This window comes from Amycolatopsis coloradensis (assembly GCF_037997115.1).
Taxonomy (GTDB): domain Bacteria; phylum Actinomycetota; class Actinomycetes; order Mycobacteriales; family Pseudonocardiaceae; genus Amycolatopsis; species Amycolatopsis coloradensis_A.
The window spans coordinates 3,455,212-3,474,255 of sequence record NZ_CP150484.1 but is presented as its reverse complement, the minus strand read 5'-3'; the positions used below and the strand labels follow the sequence as shown (position 1 = coordinate 3,474,255).

Sequence of the window (19,044 nt, the reverse complement as noted above, 5' to 3'; positions counted from 1 at the left end):
CTTGCGGGTAGCGCAGTGTGAGCGGGCGGACTGGCTCGAAGTGTAGGTCGAATCATGGCACGCTGATGCGACGACCATGGCTTGGCATGCGTGGTGGAGAGGGTCGACACAGATGACACAGCACTCCCAAAGGGACCGGATCCCCGTGGAAGGTGGTGGCGGCCAGGTGGACGAAGCGACCCTGGAACGCCTGCTCGCGGCGGCTCGTGACCTCGGGGACGGCAACTTCCGGCGGCGCCTCGTGGCGCACGGGGACGGGCTCGCGGCCCAGCTCGCGGGCGCCTTCAACGACATCGCCGAACGGAACCAGCGACTGGTGACCGAACTCCTGCGCGTCCGCGAGGCGGTCGGCAAGGAAGGCAGGCTGACCGAGCGGGTGGCGGCCGAGATCGGCCCCGGCGGCTGGGCCACCGCGGTCGACGTCGTCAACGGGCTGATCGAGGACGTGAGCAGGCCCACGGCCGAGCTCAACCGCGTGCTCGGGGCGGTCGCCGAGGGCGATCTGTCCGAACCGATGCCGCTGGAAGTCGGCGGGCGGCCGCTGCAGGGTCAGTTCGCCGAAGTCGCGAAGACGGTCAACGGCCTGATCAAGCAGCTTTCGCGGTTCGCGACCGAGGTCACCAGAGTGGCCCGCGAGATCGCCACCGAGGGACGGCTCGGCGGGCAGGCCGAGGTCCCTGGCGTGGCGGGCACCTGGCGTGATCTCACCGACAACGTCAACGTCATGGCCAGCAACCTGACCGACCAGGTCCGCAACATCGCCCAGGTGACCACCGCGGTGGCGCGCGGCGACCTGACCCAGAAGATCAACGTCGACGCGCGCGGCGAGATCCTGGAGCTCAAGAACACCGTCAACATCATGGTCGACCAGCTCTCGTCGTTCGCCGACGAAGTCACCCGCGTGTCCCGCGAGGTCGGCAGCGAAGGCCGTCTCGGCGGCCAGGCGCAGGTCCCCGGCGCCGCGGGCACGTGGCGCGACCTCACCGACTCGGTGAACCTGATGGCGGACAACCTGACCGACCAGGTCCGCAACATCGCCCAGGTGGCCACCGCGGTCGCGCAGGGCGACCTCTCGCAGAAGATCAACGTCGACGCCAAGGGCGAGATCCTCGAACTCAAGAACACGCTGAACACCATGGTCGACCAGCTGTCCTCGTTCGCGGACGAGGTCACGCGGGTGGCGCGCGAGGTCGGCAGCGAAGGCCGTCTCGGCGGCCAGGCGACCGTGCCGGGCGTGGCGGGCACCTGGCGCGGGCTCACCGACTCGGTGAACCAGATGGCGGACAACCTGACCGACCAGGTCCGCAACATCGCCCAGGTCACCACGGCGGTGGCGAAGGGCGACCTGACGCAGAAGATCACGGTCGACGCGCGCGGCGAGATCCTTGAACTGAAGACGACCGTCAACACGATGGTCGACCAGCTCTCGTCGTTCGCCGACGAGGTCACCCGGGTCGCCCGCGAGGTCGGCACGGAAGGTCAGCTCGGCGGCCAGGCGCAGGTGCCCGGGGTCGCCGGGACCTGGCGCGACCTCACCGGGTCGGTCAACTTCATGGCGAACAACCTCACCGCGCAGGTCCGGAACATCGCCCAGGTGGCGACGGCGGTGGCGAAGGGCGACCTGTCGCAGAAGATCGCCGTCGACGCCAAGGGCGAGATCCTCGAACTCAAGAACACGCTGAACACCATGGTGGATCAGCTGTCGGCGTTCGCGGACGAGGTCACCCGGGTCGCCCGCGAGGTCGGCAGCGACGGGCGGCTCGGCGGTCAGGCACAGGTGCCCGGCGTGGCCGGGACGTGGAAGGACCTCACCGACAACGTCAACTTCATGGCGAAGAACCTGACCGACCAGGTCCGGAACATCGCCCAGGTCACCACCGCCGTCGCGAAGGGCGACCTGACGCAGAAGATCATCGTCGACGCGCGCGGCGAGATCCTGGAGCTCAAGAACACCGTCAACATCATGGTCGACCAGCTGTCGGCGTTCGCCGACGAAGTCACCCGGGTGTCCCGCGAGGTCGGCACCGAGGGCAAGCTCGGCGGCCAGGCCCAGGTGCGCGGTGTCGCCGGGACATGGAAGGACCTCACCGACAACGTCAACGTCATGGCCACCAACCTCACCGACCAGGTGCGGAGCATCGCGACGGTGACGACGGCGGTGGCGAACGGCGACCTGTCGAAGAAGATCTCGATCGACGCGCAGGGCGAGGTCGCGGTCCTCGCCGAGACGATCAACAGCATGGTCGAGACGCTGCGCGCCTTCGCCGACGAGGTCACCCGCGTCGCCCGCGAGGTGGGTACGGAAGGCATCCTCGGCGGCCAAGCCCGCGTGCCGAACGTGGCGGGCACGTGGAAGGCGTTGACGGACAACGTGAACGTCATGGCCGACAACCTGACCGGCCAGGTCCGCAGCATCGCGACGGTGACCACCGCGGTGGCGCAGGGCGATCTGTCGAAGAAGATCGACATCGACGCGCGCGGCGAGATCCTCGAACTCAAGACCACCATCAACACGATGGTCGACCAGCTCTCGGCCTTCGCCTCCGAAGTCACCCGTGTCGCCCGCGAGGTCGGCACGGACGGCACGCTCGGCGGTCAGGCTGAAGTGCCCGGTGTCGCGGGCACGTGGTCGCGGCTGACCGAAAGCGTGAACCAGCTGGCCGGGAACCTGACCACGCAGGTGCGGGCGATCGCGCAGGTGGCCACCGCGGTGACCGCCGGCGATCTGACCCGGCACATCACCGTCGACGCGTCCGGGGAGGTGGCCGAACTCAAGGACAACATCAACCAGATGATCGCGAACCTGAAGGAGACCACCCGGGCGAACCGCGAGCAGGACTGGCTCAAGACCAACCTGGCCAGGCTGTCCGCGCTCATGCAGGGGCACCGGGATCTCGCGTCCGTGGCGTCGCTGATCCTGTCCGAGCTGACGCCGCTGGTGTCCGCGCAGCAGGGCGCGTTCTTCCTCGCCCGCGAAGACGAGCAGGAGGAGGTGGTCCTGGAGAGCATCGCCACCTACGGGCTGGCGAAATCCCAGAACGGGCTGCGGTTCTCCCCCGGCGAATCGCTCATCGGGCAGGCCGCCGTCGACCGGCGCACGATACTGGTCCACGAAGCCCCGCCGGAGTACGCGCTCATCTCCTCCGGGCTCGGCTCGGCCGCGCCGGTCAACGTGATCGTGCTGCCGGTGCTGTTCCAGGGCGAGGTGCTCGGGGTGCTGGAACTGGCGACCATCAACGCCTTCAGCACAGTCCACATCGACCTGCTGGAGCAGCTGAAGGAGACCATCGCGGTCAACGTCAGCACCATCCAGTCGAACTCGCGCACCGAGGCACTGCTGACCGAATCCCAGCGCCTGGCACAGGAACTGCGCGCCCGGTCCGAGCAGTTGCAGGCGCAGCAACGGGAACTGCGGCGGTCCAACACGGATCTGGCGGAGAAGGCGGCGCTGCTGGCGCAGCAGAACCGCGACATCGAGGTCAAGAACAGCGAGATCGAACAGGCGCGGCAGGAGCTCGAAGAGCGTGCCGGGCAGCTGACCATGGCGTCGCAGTACAAGTCCGAGTTCATGGCGAACATGTCGCACGAACTGCGGACCCCGCTCAACAGCGCGCTGATCCTCGCGAAACTCCTTTCGGAGAACCCGGACGGGAACCTGTCGGAAAAGCAGGTCCAGTTCGCGCGGACGATCTACTCGGCGGGCAGCGACCTGCAACAGCTGATCAACGACATCCTCGACATGGCCAAGGTCGAGGCCGGTCACCTGGACCTGCAGATGTCCGACGTCACGCTGCCCGAACTGGTCGAGTACGTCGAATCGATCTGCCGTCCGCTCACTTCGGACAAGGGCCTGGAGTTCGCCGTCCTGATCGACCCGCCGGTGCCGTCGTCGATCCACACCGACGAACACCGCCTGCAGCAGGTGCTGCGGAACCTGCTGTCCAACGCGGCGAAGTTCACCGACGAGGGCGGGGTGCGCCTGCACATCCGGATGGCCGATCCGGGCGAGGTCGAAGCCGACTCGCTCCGCAACGCCCCCGGCGTCCTCGCGTTCGCCGTCGAGGACACCGGGATCGGTATCGCGCCGGACAAGCTCGCGATCATCTTCGACGCGTTCCGCCAGGCCGACGGCACCACCAGCCGCAAATACGGCGGCACCGGGCTGGGGCTGTCGATCAGCCAGCAGCTGACGGAACTGCTCGGCGGCGAACTGCGGGTCCGCAGCGAACCCGGCAAGGGCAGCACGTTCACCCTGTACCTGCCGGTGAGCGCGGCGAACCTGGTGGTCCCGACCACCGCCGCGGCCGACGGTGTCCCGCTGATCATGGCCGTGCCACAGGTGGCCCCCTCCGCGCCGTCACAGCGGTTCCACGGCGAGAAGATCCTGATCGTCGACGACGACCTGCGCAACGTGTTCGCGCTGGCCGCCGTGCTGGAGCGCAACGGCCTGGAGGTCATCTACGCCGAGACCGGCGTCGCGGGCATCCGGGCGCTGGAACGGCACGAGGACACCGCGCTCGTCCTGATGGACGTGATGATGCCCGAGCTGGACGGCAACGCCACGATCACCGCGATCCGCGCCGAGGCCGCGCACGAAGACCTGCCCGTGATCGCTGTCACGGCGAAGGCGACCGCGGAGGACAAGGCGCGGACGCTCGCTTCGGGCGCGGACGACTACGTGACCAAGCCGGTCGACACGGACAAGCTGCTGGACCTGATCGCCGCGCACCTCGAGGCGGATGCCGCCTCCAGCGGCCTCTCGCAGGCCGTGACGGGCGCCGGTGACGAATCGGAAGTCGGCGCGGACTGAGGCTTCGGTCCAGGTGGTCGTGAGTGGCGTTTCGGGTTCTGATCCGAAACGCCACTCACGAGGTCNCGGAATGTTGATGGCGTACTTCACATCGTCGTACTTCACGCCGGCCTCGTAGGCGGCCTGCAGTTCGATGCCCGGTTTCGGCGCGGCAGCGGCTGTTGCGGTTGCCGCCAGCGTGGCAGCACCGGCCGCCACGGCTGCGCTGGCCTGTGCAGGCGCGGCCGGGGCCTGGCCCTGGCCCTGGCCCTGTGCCACCGCCTGCGGTTCGATGTTCTTTTCCGGGATGCTGATCGCTGCGTACTTGTGGATGTAGTAGCTGGAGAAGGCCCGTGCCAGGTCGCCATCGTTCATGCCGCGCATTTCGGCCAGGCTGTGGCCGGTCAGCGCCTTCGCGTCCGACCCGATCTGGTTCAGCACGTTGCGGCGCATGTTGATCTCGTCGCCGTGGCTGTTGCGGACCACGCCGAAGGTGCCGGTGGCAATGGCGGTCTGCACCGAGCCATAGCCGGCACTGCCCTGCTGGTGGGCCAGGTACAGGTCCAGCCCGGTCGGCGTACTGCCGCCGGACAGGTACGGGTGGCCGGTGCGCTCGTTGCGGCGTGCCATCGAGTCCAGGTTGTCCTGGTACATCTGCGCGGCCGCTTCGGTGTTGCGGGTGGGGTCGAACTCGTGGCCGGTCAGGTGGTACTGGCGTGCGGACCCGGGCACGAACTGGAACAGGCCCTTGGCGCCGGATGACGCGTTGTGGGCGCGCTCGTTGAACGTGCCACCGGTCTCGATGTACGCGAAGCGCATGAAGTCGTCGACCGGAATGCTCTTCTGCCTGGCGACCTGCTCGACGATGTCCAGGACTTCCTTTCTGCTGTAGTCATGCTGTGCCATGACGTTTTTCCTCGGGGTTGATGGAGCGGCGCATGCCGCGAATCGCCAACCGGACTCATCCGTGAGTCAAGAACATGTCGGTCAACAGGGAACCCGCGCGTGGCGGGTGCTTTCAGCGCGCGAGGTACTGCTGGGTCGCGCTGTCGAAGGTGTAGTGCACGGTGTCACCGGCACCCAGGGTGCGGGTCCTGCCGGGGCCTTCGAGGGTGGTGCCCTTGAAGGTCACGGTCAGTCGCGGCAGGCCGTTGCCATCGGCAGCGAAGGCCAGTTCGCCGTCGCTGCCGGTGCAGGGCATCACGTTGCCTTCGTCGCAGGCGGCGCTGTTGTCTTCGCCTGTGCGCACCGTACCGACATAGCGCCAGACCTTGCTGTCCACGTCGTCTTCGCTGCGCCTGGGGTTGAACAGCAGCAGCGCATAGCCGGTGCTGCTGACGCCGCGGTCGAAGCTGCTGGTCGGCACCGCCAGCAGCAGGCGGCCGTCGGCGGTGCGATGTTCAAGCGGCTTGCGCCGGGTATCGACGTCGTCGGCCTTGTCGTACGCGCCCAGTGCGCCGATGGTCCATTCCTGGCCACGGAACTTCCACGGCTTCTTCGCGTCGGTGCCGACCAGCACGAAGGTGGCCTCGGCGAGGTTGGCGCGGTCGTCCGGACCGGCCTGCGTCTGCTCGCCAGGCTTGCCGTAGTGCTCGCGGGTATCCCAGGAGAAACCCGTGTAGTACGTAGTGCCATCGAGAGTGAAGGTGTGGCCGAACCAGAAGGTCGCCACGCTGCCGTTCTGGACCTCATAGGAGGTCGCGCCATCGCCATCCACTTGATAGGTGAAATACATCACGGTCGGCGCGTCGGGCGGGGTAATGGCGGTGTCGGGAGAGGTGTTCTGCATCGTGGCAACATCCTGTCGGGGCGCATTGGCAGCCTGCGCAGGGGCGCCGGGCTGGGAGGACGAGGGGACCGGATCGGCGGCGCTGCAGGCGGCAGCGGAAAGAGAGACGAGCAGGCACGCCGCGAATGCGCGCAGAGGCCGCAACGGCAGGGTCCAGCGTAGCTTGGGGGGATGTTGCATGCGCCTCTCCATGGTCAGCATTGCCGGGCCAGACGGCCGGCAGGGAACCGCGCCACGTCCACCAGGGACGGGAGCGAGGACATGAGCCGGTCGATTCCTTCGACCTCGCATTGGGAACTCATGCCCCACCATCTTGGCACAGATCGGCGGCCCGTCAAAGAGGGCAGTGCCAGATGCCCTTCCTGTGCGATCTGGCTCTCAGATCTTGCCGTCGCGCAGGTAATCGAACAGCTCGGCGTCGCCCTTCAGGCCCAGTTTGAGCATGGCATCACCTTTCTGCCGGCTGATGGTGCTGACGCTCTTGTGCAGCTGAAGCGAGATTTCCTTCACGGTCATGCCGGTGCCGAGCAGCCGCAGCACCTCCACCTCGCGTGGCGACAGCGGCTTGCCGTCACCCTCGCGCATGCGCCAGCTGCCGGCAGCCTCGACCCGCTCGCGCAGGCTGCGGCTGATGTAGGGCTGGCCGCGGTAGACCGACTGGATGGCCTGCGGCAGCTCGTCCATCGACGAACTCTTGTCGACCAGGCCGAGCACGCCGCTGTCGAGCACCATGCGCAGGATCGCCAGATTGCTGGAGACGCTGAGCATCAGCACCGGCAGGTCTGGATGACGGCGGCGGATCATGCCGATCATGGCGAAGCCGTCGGCCTGCGGGCTGCCCGGCATGGAGTAGTCGGTCACCAGCAGGTCGCAGGGCTGGCTGCCGAGCAGGGCCATCAGCGCCTGCGCGCTGTCGGCTTCGCCGACGAACTCGTACACGCCGGCCGGGCAGTAGCGCGCTTCCGGACCGGCGTACTCGGCCAGGTTCACCTTCACCGGAATGCTCGGGTCCTTCAGCGTCAGGTGGCTGGGCTGGTTCTCGTCGTGGTTGGTGCTGCTCAGGAACACCGAGCTGAGGCGGTCGAAGGTCAGCACGCCATCCGGCTTCGGGTAGGCAATGCGGGTGTGCTTGGCCGCCGGCTCCAGGCAGGCATGATCCGGCTGGGTGCGATGCAGGGTCCACGGCGGGTTGCGCACGCCCAGTTTGGGCAGCAGCCACTGCTCCACGCCGGTCATCAGCGTGGCCACGGTCTGGCCCTTCTTGAACCACTGCTTGAAGTTCTTGGCCTGCTGCAGTTCGGTGAACAGCCAGCTGGCTTCGAACGCCTTCGGGTAGGCGCTCAGTTCATCGTGCTGGCGATCAGCAGCCAGCGCGTCGAACGCGGCGTCGGCGCACAGCATGCCGGTCTTGATCGCGGCGTGGCTGCCCTTGATGCGGCTGGCGTTGAGGTAACCGGCCTCGCAGCCGACCAGCGCGCCCCCGGGGAACACCGTCTTGGGCAGCGACAGCAGGCCACCGGCGGTGATTGCACGGGCGCCGTAACCGATGCGGGTGCCGCCCTCCAGGTGCTTGCGGATGGAGGGATGGGTCTTGAAACGCTGGAACTCCTCGAACGGGCTCAGCCATGGGTTCCTGTAGTCCAGGCCGACCACGTAGCCGATGGCGACCTTGCCGCCGTCGGCGTGGTACAGAAACGCGCCGCCGTAGGTGTCGCTGTCCAGCGGCCAGCCGGCCGCATGCACCACCAGCCCCGGCTCATGCCTGGCCGGGTCGATCTGCCACAGTTCCTTGATGCCGATGCCGTAGGCCTGCGGGTCCTTGCCTTCGTCCAGTTTGTAGCGGGCGATCAGCTGGCGGCCGAGGTGGCCGCGCGCGCCTTCGGCGAAGATCGTGTACCTGGCGTGCAGCGCCATGCCGCGCTCGAAGGCCGGGCCGATGCTTCCCTCTACACGAAAAAACCCGCAGGCCAGGCGCCTGCGGGTTCGGAGGTGGAGCTGTGGAGCGGGTGACGGGAATCGAACCCGCGTAGCTAGTTTGGAAGACTAGGGCTCTACCATTGAGCTACACCCGCGTGCCCCCGGAGTACCGGGTGCGAAAACAGCTTAGCGTGACCCGCTAGGCTGTGCGCACACCCCCCGGAAGATCGGGGAAGTCACGGGATGTGGCGCAGCTTGGTAGCGCATCCGCTTTGGGAGCGGAGGGTCGCAGGTTCAAATCCTGTCATCCCGACCAGATGGGGCCGGACCTGCGGGTTCGGCCCTTTCGGATTCCGCCGCTCGGCGACGTCGGAACGCTCAGCCCCACCACGTTCTCGAAGCTCCGATGCGGCCGTCGCAGATCCGGGCAGGATGAGGATCATGGAAATCCGCCACGCCCTCAGCACCGACGCCCCCGCCGTGACCGCCCTCCTCACCGAGCTGGGCTACCCGGACAACGACGTGGAGGACGTGCGCGGCCGGCTCGAACGGTGGGCCCGTCATCCCGAGGGTGCCGCGTTCGTCGCCGAGGCGGACGGCAAGGTGGTCGGTGTCGTCGCGGTGGTCGCGATCCCGCTGCTCGAGCGGCCGGGTTCCGGCGGGCGGATCGTGGCCTTGGTGGTGGACGAGACCCGGCGAGGCTCGGGTATCGGACGCGAGCTGGTCGCCGCGGCCGAAGCGGAGGCGCTGCGCTTGGGCTGCGACACCATGGAGGTCACCAGTTCCCGCCATCGGACGGCCGCGCACGCCTTCTATCGCGCGCGGGGATACGAGGACCGCTGCGAGCACAGCGCCCGGTTCATCCGGCGGCTGACCGCCTGACCACTCCCGGATGCTGAGAGCCCTAGGCCCGCCCGCACCCGCTTGCGAACATCGGCACCGTGACCGGCAGGCGGAGCGCCAGTGCTGGACGAAGGGGCGATCGCGCGCAGCACCATCGCGCCGCGCGAACCAGTGGCACACCGACGTCACCTTCGTGCTCGACCCGCCGAAGGCCAGAAACGCTGATCGCCAACTCGGCCGCCGCCTACCGCGACCTGCCCGAACCGCTCCGGGCGTTCGCGGACACGCTGCGCGCCGAGCACACCAACGACTACGACTGCGCGAAGGCGCCGGAGACCCTCGACGAGGCGGAGGCAGAAGTTCCGCACGGTCCACCCGGTGGTGCGGGTGCATCCGGTGACCGGCGAGCGCGGGGCTGTCCAAGGGCGAGTCGCGGGACATCCTGCGGCTGCCGCAGTCCTACCCAGCACTACGCCGTCGACAACTACGACGACCTGCCCCGCCGTCTGAACCGGGTGACCGTGGCGGGCGACGTCCCGGTGGGCATCGACGCGCTGCCGAGCGAATCCCTCGAAGGCGACGCTTCGCACTACTCCCCCGTCGCCTGACGGCGCGCATGAGGTAAGACTGGCGTCGTGAAGGACGATCGTCAGGTGGAAGCGCTCCTGCGGGAGCTGGCCCCGCAGGTCATCGGGTTGCTGGTGCGCAAGCACGGGCAGTTCGACGCCTGCGAGGACGCCGTCCAGGAAGCCCTGCTCTCGGCCGCGCAGCAATGGCCGGAGCAGGGCATCCCGGACAGTCCGAAATCCTGGCTCGCGACGGTCGCCTCCCGGCGGCTGGTGGACGAGTGGCGCAGCGAGAGCGCGCGACGGCGGCGCGAGGAGAACAACGCGCTGCTGGACCTCGCCCCGTCCACTGTGTCCGATTCGGACGACACGCTCACCGTCCTCTTCCTGTGCTGCCATCCTTCCCTGTCCCCGCCGTCGCAACTGGCGCTCACCCTGCGCGCCGTCGGCGGCCTGACCACGGGCGAGATCGCGAACGCTTTCCTGGTCCCGGAATCGACGCTGGCCCAGCGGATCAGCCGGGCGAAACAGACCATCAAGAAGGCGGGCGCCGAGTTCGTCCTGCCGCCCGCCGGAGAACTGGCCGAACGGCTCCGCGTCGTCCTCCAGGTCCTGTACCTGATCTTCAACGAGGGCTACACGACCAGCGGCGGCCCCGACCTGCACCGCGCGGACCTGACCGCCGAAGCGATCCGGCTGACCCGGCTGCTCCGGCGGCTCATGCCGGACGAGGACGAGGTCACCGGCCTGCTCGCGCTCATGCTGCTGACCGACACGCGCCGCGGCGCCCGCGCCGGTGAGGACGGCTCGCTCGTCCCTCTCGCCGAGCAGGACCGTTCGCGCTGGAACGCGGAAATGATCGCCGAAGGTGTGTCGCTGGTGAGCGAGGCCTTGGAGGCGGGCCCGGTCGGGCCGTACCAGGTGCAGGCCGCGATCGCCGCCGTCCACGACGAGGCGCCCACCGCGGCGGACACCGACTGGTCGCAGATCCTCGCGCTCTACGACGTGCTCGAGAAGGTCTCGCCCGGCCCGGTCGTCACGCTCAACCGCGCCGTCGCGGTCGCCGAGGTCAACGGGCCGGAAGCGGGCCTCGAACTGCTGGCCACGCTCGACGACGACAGCCGGATGAGCCAGACCCACCGGCTCGATTCCGTGCGAGGACATCTGCTGGAACTGGCCGGGGACACCGGCGCCGCGCGCGAGGCCTACCTCCGGGCCGCCGGCAAGACCGCGAGCGAACCGGAGAAGCAGTACCTGACGCGGCGCGCGGAGCGGCTCGGCTAGGCCGTGTCCTTGCGGGCCGTGGCCATGGCACGCTCGGTTTCCCAGAACGCGCGCATCGACACGATCAGCCCGTCTTCGCGCACCCGGTAGACGAACACGCCGTCGGTGTCGACGCGGTAGCCGCCGGGCAAGTACGTCGTGATCGTGCCGACGTTCGCGACCTCGTCACCGGCCGCGTGCGAATCGCGGATGGTGAACCGGAAGCGTTCGACGTTCGCGATCGTCTTGTCCCAGAAGGCACTGATCCCGTCCTGCCCGTGATGCCCTTTGCCCACCTCGTCGAACATGGACGGGCCGACCGGGTCCTCGACGACGGCGTCTCCGGCGAAGAGCGCGAGCCAGGCGGTTTTGTCCCCGGCGGTGACGGCGGTCATCGAGCGGAACGCGGCCTGACGCGCGGGCGGCTGCGCGGCGGACGGATCCCAGCAGACGTCGACACCCATGGTTCAGTCTCCGATCTTCGCGATGATCTCGTCGCCGAACTTCTTGATGGAATCCAGCTTGGGGCCGACTTCTGCGTCGAAACCGAGGCCGTCGAACACCCACGGCATGGTGATGATGTCGGTGACGCCGATGTCGCCCTGCTCGCGGTAGCCGTCGAGACCGAACTTGTCGATGCAGACGGCCTGGTACTCGAAGGGATCGTCGGCGCGGCCCAGGTCGGCCAGCAGCCCGCGCAGTTTGGCGATCGTGTCGCGGAGGTCGTCGAACTTCATCATCGCCGACGACCAGCCGTCGGCGACGCGTGCGGCCCGGCGCAGCGCCACGTCGGTGTGCCCGCCGATGTAGAACGGCACCCGCGACGGCGGCGTCGGGCTCATCCGGAGCTTGTCGAAGTCGAAGAACTCGCCGTGGAATTCGACCATCCCGCCGTCGAGGATCAGGCGCAGCACCTCGATGGCCTCGTCCACGCGTTTGCCGCGTTTTTCGTACGGCGCGCCGCACCAGCGGAACTCCTCCGGCGACCAGCCGACGCCGAGACCGAGCCCGAAGCGGCCGCCCGTCAGCGCCGCGACCGAGTTGACCTGACGCGCGAGCAGGACCGGGTTGCGGGAGCCGAGTTTGAGCACGGAGGTGTAGAAGGTGAGCCGTTCGGTGACCGCGCCCATCGACGCGGCCGCGATCAGCGGATCGGCCCAGGGCGTCTCCTCGGTCCAGAAGCGGCTGCCGTCGGGCGTGTACGGATAGTCGGCCGAGACCGTTTCGGAATAGAACAGGGAATCCGGGAGCGCGATCGAGGAGAAACCCGCCTCTTCGGCCGCACGGGCGAGCTCGCCCAGCTGATCGAGCGGGTTCATCGCGATCGACAGGGTGAACTTCATGGAGCCGAACTATAACGTGTTCTAGTTTCTCCCGCCAGTGCGCGCGGGAACCACCGGCCGGCTCTCGGCGTTGATCCGGGCAAAGGCCGAACGATTCCTGGAGTGAACCCATGGGCACCGCGATCTTCCTGATCGTGCTCCTCGTCGTCGTGGTCGGCGGCGGCATCTACTTCGCGAAATCCCAGGCGGCGGCCAAGAAGCGCCAGCTGGACGACGCGAAGGCCGACGCGCGGCGTCTCGTCGAGCGGCTCGGCGGTCAGGTCATGAACCTCACCGGCACGGACACCGCCTCCCAGCAGGCGATGGCGGACGCGTCCGAACGCTTCACCGCGGCGGGCTCCCAGATGGAGCAGGCACAGACCATCGAACAGGCCCGCCTGGTTCGCGAGACCGCCATCGAAGGGCTCTACTACGTCCGCGCGGCCCGTCTCGCGATGGGCATGGACCCCGGTCCGGAACTGCCCGGCAGCGAAGAGCGCGACCGGGCGGGCAAGGTCACCGAGTACCGCTCGGTCGACGTCGAGGGCGAGCACTACGAGGCTTCGCCGGACCCGAGCCAGCGGACGCCGCACTACTACCCCGGTGGCCGCGTGGCCGGCCGTCCGGTGCCGCAGGGCTGGTACAGCGAGCCGTGGTGGAAGCCCGCGCTCGTCGCCGGTGCCTGGGGGCTCGGTTCGATGCTGCTGTTCAGCGCGATGTTCTCCGGGATGGCGGGGATCGCGAGCGCGTCGGCCTGGGAATCGGGCTATGACGCGGGCCAGGAGGACGCGGCCGCGGACGCGGGCGGCGACGCCGGAGGCGACATGGGCGGGGACGCCGGTGGCTTCGACGGCGGCGGCTTCGATGGCGGCGGTTTCGACGGCGGCGGGTTCGACTTCTAGCCCGCTGCTGCCGGGTCCGTGAAGGCCTCCTTCCCTACTCTCAAGGTAGGGAAGGAGGCCTTCACGGCTTTGCGCGATCCGCCCCCGCCGACATCGCGGGTGTCAGGCCACTGTGGCAGGTTGCGAAAGCGGCTTTCGCAAACCTTGGCGAGCGTGGCCGTCGGTCGGGTAGGGGTCGGTGCCGACGTCAGGCGGGCTGACAGGTCGGGCACCAGAAGAGGTTCCGCGCCGCCAGATCGCTCCGCAGCACCGCCGTCCCGCACACGAGACAAGGCATCCCCTCGCGCCGGTAGACGTAGACCTCGCCCCCGTGCCGGTCCTGCCGCGGCGCGCGGCCCGTGACCTCGGGCAGGTGCTCCGGCGCGACCGTGTCGATCCGTCCCACCCGGACACCGTGCCGCATGAGCGTCACGAGATCCGCCCACATGTCGTCCCACAGCCCGCGATCGAGCGCGCGGCCGGGGACGAGCGGGGCGACACCGTGCCGGAACAGCACTTCGGCGCGATACACGTTGCCGACGCCCGCCAGCACCGACTGGTCCATCAGCAGTGCCGCGATCGACGTCTTCGACCGCGAAATCCGCTCCCACGCCTTCTCCGGCTTCGCGTCCCGGCGCAGCGGATCCGGGCCCAGCCGCGCCTTGATCGCGTCGACTTGGGGCCCGTCCATCAATTCGCACTGGTTCGGGCCGCGCAGATCGGCCGAATGCGTCGGGCCGACCAGCCGCATCCGCACCTGCCCCACCGGTTCCGGAGCGGGCAGCGGCACGTCGGAAAACGTGCCGTAGAGGCCGAGGTGGACATGCACCGTCCCGTGTGGACCGTAGTCGTGGAACAGGTGCTTTCCGTACGCCTCGGCCTTCACCAGCACCCGGCCGTCCAAACGGGACGCTTCGGCGGCGAAGCGTCCTTGCGGACTGCTCACCTCGACCGGGTGCCCGGCGAAACGGCGTTTGTGCAGACGTGCCAAGCGATGGAGCGTGTGCCCCTCGGGCATGTCAGTGCTCGGGCAGCGGCGGCGGCCAGCCGGTGTTCTCGTAGTCCAGGATCTGCTGGACGCGGCGGCCGTGGCGCTCGTCCGGGCTCGGCGGGGTCGCGAGGAACGCCTCGACGATCTCCGTGGCCTCTTCGGTGGTGTGCATCCGCGCGCCGACGCCGATCAGCTGGGCGTGGTTGTGCTCGCGGGTGAGCTTCGCGGTCTCGACGCTCCACGCGAGGCCGGCGCGAGCGCCCTTCACCTTGTTGGCCGCGATCTGCTCGCCGTTGCCGGAGCCGCCGACGACGATTCCGAGGCTGCCCTCGTCCGCGACGACACGACGGGCCGCCTCGATGCAGAAGGCGGGGTAGTCGTCGGCCGCGTCGTAGACGAAGGGACCGACGTCCTCGACGTCGTGGCCCCGCTCCTTGAGGTGGGCCACGAGGTGGTTCTTCAGTTCGAAACCGGCATGGTCAGAGCCAAGGTAAACACGCACAGCGCGGAGTCTGCCATCACGTTCCGGGGCGAGCATGCTGTGGGGGTGGACATCAGACTCGAATGGGGAAGCGAGGGCGTCACCGCCCTGGGCGCGGACTGTGCCGTTCTCGTCATCGTCGACGTGCTTTCCTTCTGCACCACAACGGATCTCGTGCTCGGCAACGGCGGCCGCGTGCTGCCGGTCCGCTGGCGCGACCAGCGCGGTGAGAAGGCCGCGAAAGCGCGAGGCGCCATCCTCGCGGGTGAAAAACGCTGGACCTTACGACCTTCGTCTGTGACGGAAATCCCTTCCGGCACCCTCCTGGCGCTCCCCTCGCCCAACGGCGCCACGCTATGCGACACCGCCGCCACGACCGGTGCCATCGTCCTGACGGGATGCCTGCGCAACGCGACCGCCGTCGCCGCCCGCGCGGCGGAGCTGGCGAACGGTCGGCCGATCGGCGTCGTCCCGGCCGGGGAACGCTGGGGCATCGACATCCGCACCGAAACCAAGACGTTCGGGCCGCTGCGGCCGTGCGTCGAGGACCAGCTCGGCGCGGGAGCGATCGTCTCGGCGCTGGACGGCTACGGCCGGCCGTCCGCCGAAGCCCGTCTCGCCGCCGTCGCGGCAAAAGCGATCGACATCGCCGAAGCACTGACGGAGTGTTCTTCAGGACGCGAGCTCGCCGCGGCCGGGCACGCGAACGACGTGCGGCTCGCCGCGATGCTCGATAGCAGCGGCACGATTCCTGTGCTGCGCAACGGAATTCTGGAGGATTCGTGACTTGGCTCGAACTCGCGGACGGCGTGTACGCCCGCCGTTACGAGGAGCTGGACCTGACCGTCGGCCTCGTCGTGGGCAGTGAGCGCTGCCTGGTCGTCGACGTCCGCGGCGATGTCGACCAGGGCGCCGAACTGGCCGCGGCGGTACGGGAGATCACGCCGCTGCCGTGGTCGGTCGTCTACACCCACGCCCATTTCGACCACGCCTTCGGCACGACGGCGTTCCTGCCGTGCGACGTCTGGGCGCACGAACGGTGCCTGACCGAGCTGACCACCGACGGCGAGGGCGCGCGGCGCAAGTGGATCCAGTACTACCTCGGCGAAAACCGGCCTGAGATGGCGGAGGCGCTGGAGCGCACTGAGATCACCCTGCCGGACAAGCCGGTCACGGACAGCGCCGAGATCGACCTCGGCGGCCGCACCGCCGTGCTGCGGTTCCTCGGCCGGGCGCACACCGACCACGACCTGTTCGTGCACGTGCCGGACGCGGGAGTCGTCTACGCGGGCGACGCCGTCGAGAACGCCGAAGCAGGCTTCAGCGCGTTCTCGTTCAACGACGGCAGTTTCCTGGCCGAATGGCCCGGCGTGATGGACGCGATCCTCGCGCTGGAGCCGAAGATCATCGTGGCCGGGCACGGGGACCCCGTCGATACCGCGTTCATCGAGAAGCACCGCGACGGGCTGCGCGAGCTTGTCGCGCTCAAGAACCGGATCGCGGCCGGAGACCTCACGACGGACGAAGCCGTCGCGAGGTCCTCCTACCCCGGCGATGTCACCAAGGCCGCCCTGGAAACGCCTTAGTCGAAGTTCAGCTCACCGGACCGGGTGCGCTTCAGCTCGAAGAAGTCCGGGTAGCTCGCCAGCGCGCGGGCGCCATCGAAAACCTTGACGGCGTCCTCGCCACGCGGGATCGAGCTGAGCACCGGGCCGAAGAAGGCGACTCCGTCGATGTGGATGGTCGGGGTGCCGACGTCCATTCCGACCGGATTCATACCTTCGTAGTGACTCTTCCTCAGCGCTTCGTCGTACTCGGCCGACTCCGCGGCGTCGGCCAGCTCGGCCGGCGCGCCGATGGCTTCGAGGGTCTCCTTGATGACCTTCGGGATGTCCTTGTCGCCCTGGTTGTGGTGGCGCGTGCCGAACTCCGTGTAGAAGTCGCGCAGGGCCTCCTCGCCGTTCTTCTGCGCGAGCGCGGTGGCGACGCGGACGGGGCCCCAGCCGCGGTCCAAGAGCTCCTTGTACTGCTCAGGCAGGTCGTCGCGGCCGCTGTTGAGCTCGGACAGGCTCATGATCCGGAACCTCAGGTCGAGGTCGCGGTGCTTCTCCACTTCGAGGATCCAGCGCGAGCTGATCCAGGCGAAGGGGCAGATCGGATCGAAGTAGAAGTCGACCTTGGTCTTCTCGGACGGGGCGGTCATCAGGTTCTCCCAGTGCCATCGTCTTGGGGTGGGCCGGTACACACACAGGGTGCTACACAGCGAGCCAACATCGCGGCCGTCGGCGTTGTTCCCGTCGTCAGCACGGGCCTCGACATGATTGGATGCCTGTAGTTGGAAACCAAAACCGATACCGATGACCAGAGGTGCCAGTGCCCGCCCCCAACCTGACCCGAGACCAAGCCAAGCTGCGCGCGGAGCTGCTCGACGTCGAGTCCTACGACATCGAGCTGGATCTGACCGACGGCCGCGGCGGTCCCGGTGAGAAGACCTTCACGTCGAAGACGACGATCAAGTTCGCCAGCGTCAGAAGCGGCGAGGCGTCGTGGGTCGACATCGTCGCAGAGGGGATCGAGTCGGCCGTCCTCAACGAAACGGAACTCGACGTCAGCGGGTACGTCGAGGACAAGGGCGTCGAGCTGCCCGCGCTCGCCGAGTCGAACGAGCTCGTCGTGGACGCGGTCTGCCGGTACATGAACACCGGCGAGGGCCTGCACCGGTTCGTCGACCCGGTCGACGACGGCGTCTACCTCTACACGCAGTTCGAGACCGCGGACGCGAAGCGCATGTTCGCCTGCTTCGACCAGCCCGACCTCAAGTCGGTCTACCGGCTCACCGTGACCGCGCCGAAGGACTGGAAGGTCATTTCGAACGCGCTGGTCGAGTCGGCCGAGGAGACCCCGGAAGGGGCCGTCCGCACCGTGTTCAAGGTGTCCGAGCGGATCTCGACCTACCTGGTCGCGCTGATCGCGGGCCCGTACAGCGAGTGGCGCGACGAATTCACCGACGAGCACCGCACCATCCCGCTGGGCATCTACTGCCGCGCCTCGCTCGCCGAGCACATGGACGCGGACAAGCTCTTCACCGAGACCAAGCAGGGTTTCGCCTTCTACCACGAGAAGTTCGCGACCCCGTATCCGTTCTCCAAGTACGACCAGCTGTTCGTGCCGGAGTTCAACGCGGGCGCGATGGAGAACGCCGGCGCGGTCACGTTCCTGGAGGACTACGTCTTCCGCAGCCGCGTCACCCGCTACGCCTACGAGCGCCGCGCCGAGACGCTGCTGCACGAGATGGCGCACATGTGGTTCGGCGACCTGGTCACCATGCGCTGGTGGGACGACCTGTGGCTGAACGAGTCGTTCGCGACCTTCGCGAGTGTGCTGGCCCAGGCCGAGGCCACCGAGTACAAGAACGCGTGGACCAGCTTCGCGAACATCGAGAAGTCGTGGGCGTACCGGCAGGACCAGCTGCCCTCGACGCATCCGATCGCCGCGGACATCGTCGACCTGCACGCGGTCGAGGTGAACTTCGACGGCATCACCTACGCCAAGGGCGCGAGCGTGCTCAAGCAACTCGTCGCCTACGTCGGGCTCGAGCACTTCCTCGAAGGCCTCAAGGTCTACTTCGGCAAGCACGCCTGGGGCAACGCGACCCTGTCGGATCTGCTGGGCGCGCTGGAAGCGGCCTCGGGCCGCGACCTGTCGTGGTGGAGCGCGCAGTGGCTGGAGACCACCGGTCTCAACTCGCTGAGCCCGCGCTACGAGGTCGGCGCCGACGGCACGTACACCTCGTTCGCCGTCACCCAGACCGGTGCCAAGCCGGGTGCCGGTGAGCTGCGCACGCACCGGGTCGCGGTCGGCGTCTACGACGAGGACGAGAACGGCAAGATCGTCCGCAAGCACCGCGTCGAACTCGACGTCGACGGCGAGCGCACCGAGGTGCCGGGGCTGATCGGTCTCCCGGCCGGCAAGCTCGTGCTGGTCAACGACGACGACCTGACCTACTGCACGATGCGGCTCGACCCGGCGTCGCTGACCACCCTGATCGACCGCATCGCCGACATCACCGAACCGCTGCCCCGCACGCTGTGCTGGTCGGCGGCGTGGGAGATGACGCGCGAGGCCGAGCTCAAGGCCCGCGACTTCGTCACCCTGGTGCAGCGCNAGCTGCTTCGCGAACCCGCGGATGCGGTGAAGGGCCC

The 19,044-nt window shown here is 68.4% G+C and carries 14 protein-coding genes, 2 tRNA genes and 2 pseudogenes; 9 read left to right on the top strand and 9 right to left on the bottom strand.

Annotated elements, in window-relative coordinates:
- The first annotated feature begins 112 nt into the window (after positions 1–112).
- The gene (locus tag LCL61_RS16630; RefSeq protein ID WP_425342010.1) at positions 113–4,810 is read left to right on the top strand and encodes a HAMP domain-containing protein; all 4,698 of its coding nucleotides are present in this window, start codon (positions 113–115) and stop codon (positions 4,808–4,810) included.
- 660 nt (positions 4,811–5,470) lie between these two features.
- On the opposite strand, the pseudogene LCL61_RS16625 reads toward LCL61_RS16630, so the two are convergent.
- The 4 genes and pseudogenes from LCL61_RS16625 to LCL61_RS16610 all read right to left on the bottom strand — a co-directional run.
- Positions 5,471–5,608 (bottom strand): annotated as a pseudogene (locus LCL61_RS16625) (hypothetical protein); the annotation flags it as partial.
- Between the two features lie 199 nt (positions 5,609–5,807).
- Positions 5,808–6,758 carry a hypothetical protein gene (locus LCL61_RS16620; protein WP_340687641.1) on the bottom strand — a complete coding sequence of 317 codons (951 nt, stop codon included), beginning with the start codon at positions 6,756–6,758 and terminating at the stop codon, positions 5,808–5,810.
- A 198-nt stretch (positions 6,759–6,956) separates the two neighbouring features.
- Positions 6,957–8,492, bottom strand: a complete 1,536-nt coding sequence (locus tag LCL61_RS16615) for a 4Fe-4S dicluster domain-containing protein (protein ID WP_340687640.1) — start codon at positions 8,490–8,492, stop codon at positions 6,957–6,959.
- Positions 8,493–8,576: 84 nt separating this feature from the next.
- Positions 8,577–8,650, bottom strand: a tRNA-Gly gene (locus tag LCL61_RS16610).
- 84 nt (positions 8,651–8,734) lie between these two features.
- Here LCL61_RS16610 and LCL61_RS16605 point away from each other — a divergent pair.
- The 4 genes from LCL61_RS16605 to LCL61_RS16590 all read left to right on the top strand — a co-directional run bounded on the left by LCL61_RS16605 (position 8,735) and on the right by LCL61_RS16590 (position 11,188).
- Positions 8,735–8,811, top strand: a tRNA-Pro gene (locus LCL61_RS16605).
- A 125-nt stretch (positions 8,812–8,936) separates the two neighbouring features.
- Positions 8,937–9,377: a GNAT family N-acetyltransferase gene (locus LCL61_RS16600; protein ID WP_340687639.1), complete on the top strand. Its 441-nt coding sequence runs from the start codon at positions 8,937–8,939 to the stop codon at positions 9,375–9,377.
- A gap of 59 nt (positions 9,378–9,436) precedes the next feature.
- Positions 9,437–9,946, top strand: a complete 510-nt coding sequence (locus LCL61_RS16595) for a hypothetical protein (RefSeq protein WP_340687638.1) — start codon at positions 9,437–9,439, stop codon at positions 9,944–9,946.
- 27 nt (positions 9,947–9,973) lie between these two features.
- Positions 9,974–11,188: an RNA polymerase sigma factor gene (locus tag LCL61_RS16590; protein ID WP_340687637.1), complete on the top strand. Its 1,215-nt coding sequence runs from the start codon at positions 9,974–9,976 to the stop codon at positions 11,186–11,188.
- On the opposite strand, the gene LCL61_RS16585 is transcribed toward LCL61_RS16590, so the two are convergent.
- On the bottom strand, positions 11,185–11,631 hold the full coding sequence (locus LCL61_RS16585) for a nuclear transport factor 2 family protein (protein WP_340687636.1): 447 nt from the start codon (positions 11,629–11,631) through the stop codon (positions 11,185–11,187). The genes LCL61_RS16590 and LCL61_RS16585 overlap by 4 nt on opposite strands.
- A 3-nt stretch (positions 11,632–11,634) precedes the next feature.
- Positions 11,635–12,510, bottom strand: a complete 876-nt coding sequence (locus tag LCL61_RS16580) for a TIGR03619 family F420-dependent LLM class oxidoreductase (protein ID WP_340687635.1) — start codon at positions 12,508–12,510, stop codon at positions 11,635–11,637.
- Between the two features lie 110 nt (positions 12,511–12,620).
- Here LCL61_RS16580 and LCL61_RS16575 point away from each other — a divergent pair, with 110 nt between their 5' ends.
- Positions 12,621–13,391, top strand: coding sequence for a hypothetical protein (locus LCL61_RS16575; RefSeq protein ID WP_340687634.1), 771 nt, complete (start codon positions 12,621–12,623; stop codon positions 13,389–13,391).
- 187 nt (positions 13,392–13,578) lie between these two features.
- Here LCL61_RS16575 and LCL61_RS16570 read toward each other — a convergent pair whose 3' ends face one another.
- A complete protein-coding gene (locus LCL61_RS16570; RefSeq protein WP_340687633.1) occupies positions 13,579–14,388 on the bottom strand; it encodes an Fpg/Nei family DNA glycosylase in 810 nt (269 codons plus the stop codon).
- Position 14,389: 1 nt separating this feature from the next.
- A complete protein-coding gene (locus LCL61_RS16565; RefSeq protein ID WP_340687632.1) occupies positions 14,390–14,863 on the bottom strand; it encodes a ribose-5-phosphate isomerase in 474 nt (157 codons plus the stop codon).
- 45 nt (positions 14,864–14,908) lie between these two features.
- Between LCL61_RS16565 and LCL61_RS16560 the strand changes: the two genes are divergently transcribed.
- Positions 14,909–15,628 carry a 2-phosphosulfolactate phosphatase gene (locus LCL61_RS16560; protein WP_340688609.1) on the top strand — a complete coding sequence of 240 codons (720 nt, stop codon included), beginning with the start codon at positions 14,909–14,911 and terminating at the stop codon, positions 15,626–15,628.
- Complete coding sequence (locus LCL61_RS16555) at positions 15,625–16,428, top strand: MBL fold metallo-hydrolase (RefSeq protein WP_340687631.1); 804 nt, start codon at positions 15,625–15,627, stop codon at positions 16,426–16,428. The genes LCL61_RS16560 and LCL61_RS16555 overlap by 4 nt, the downstream gene beginning before the upstream one ends.
- On the opposite strand, the gene LCL61_RS16550 is transcribed toward LCL61_RS16555, so the two are convergent.
- Entirely contained in the window at positions 16,425–17,045 is a 621-nt protein-coding gene (locus LCL61_RS16550) for a disulfide bond formation protein DsbA (RefSeq protein WP_340687630.1), read from the bottom strand. The two genes, LCL61_RS16555 and LCL61_RS16550, sit on opposite strands and share 4 nt — an antisense overlap.
- Positions 17,046–17,215: 170 nt before the next feature.
- On the opposite strand from LCL61_RS16550, the pseudogene pepN reads away from it, so the two are divergent.
- Positions 17,216–19,021: pseudogene (gene pepN / locus LCL61_RS16545) on the top strand (aminopeptidase N); the annotation flags it as partial.
- Positions 19,022–19,044 lie beyond the last annotated feature (23 nt).

Coding starts and splice junctions, on each gene's coding strand:
- LCL61_RS16630 (WP_425342010.1), top strand. CDS start 113: ATGACACAGCACTCCCAAAGGGACCGGATCCCCGTGGAAGGTGGTGGC.
- LCL61_RS16620 (WP_340687641.1), bottom strand. CDS start 6,758: ATGCAACATCCCCCCAAGCTACGCTGGACCCTGCCGTTGCGGCCTCTG.
- LCL61_RS16615 (WP_340687640.1), bottom strand. CDS start 8,492: ATGGCGCTGCACGCCAGGTACACGATCTTCGCCGAAGGCGCGCGCGGC.
- LCL61_RS16600 (WP_340687639.1), top strand. CDS start 8,937: ATGGAAATCCGCCACGCCCTCAGCACCGACGCCCCCGCCGTGACCGCC.
- LCL61_RS16585 (WP_340687636.1), bottom strand. CDS start 11,631: ATGGGTGTCGACGTCTGCTGGGATCCGTCCGCCGCGCAGCCGCCCGCG.
- LCL61_RS16580 (WP_340687635.1), bottom strand. CDS start 12,510: ATGAAGTTCACCCTGTCGATCGCGATGAACCCGCTCGATCAGCTGGGC.
- LCL61_RS16575 (WP_340687634.1), top strand. CDS start 12,621: ATGGGCACCGCGATCTTCCTGATCGTGCTCCTCGTCGTCGTGGTCGGC.
- LCL61_RS16570 (WP_340687633.1), bottom strand. CDS start 14,388: ATGCCCGAGGGGCACACGCTCCATCGCTTGGCACGTCTGCACAAACGC.
- LCL61_RS16550 (WP_340687630.1), bottom strand. CDS start 17,045: ATGACCGCCCCGTCCGAGAAGACCAAGGTCGACTTCTACTTCGATCCG.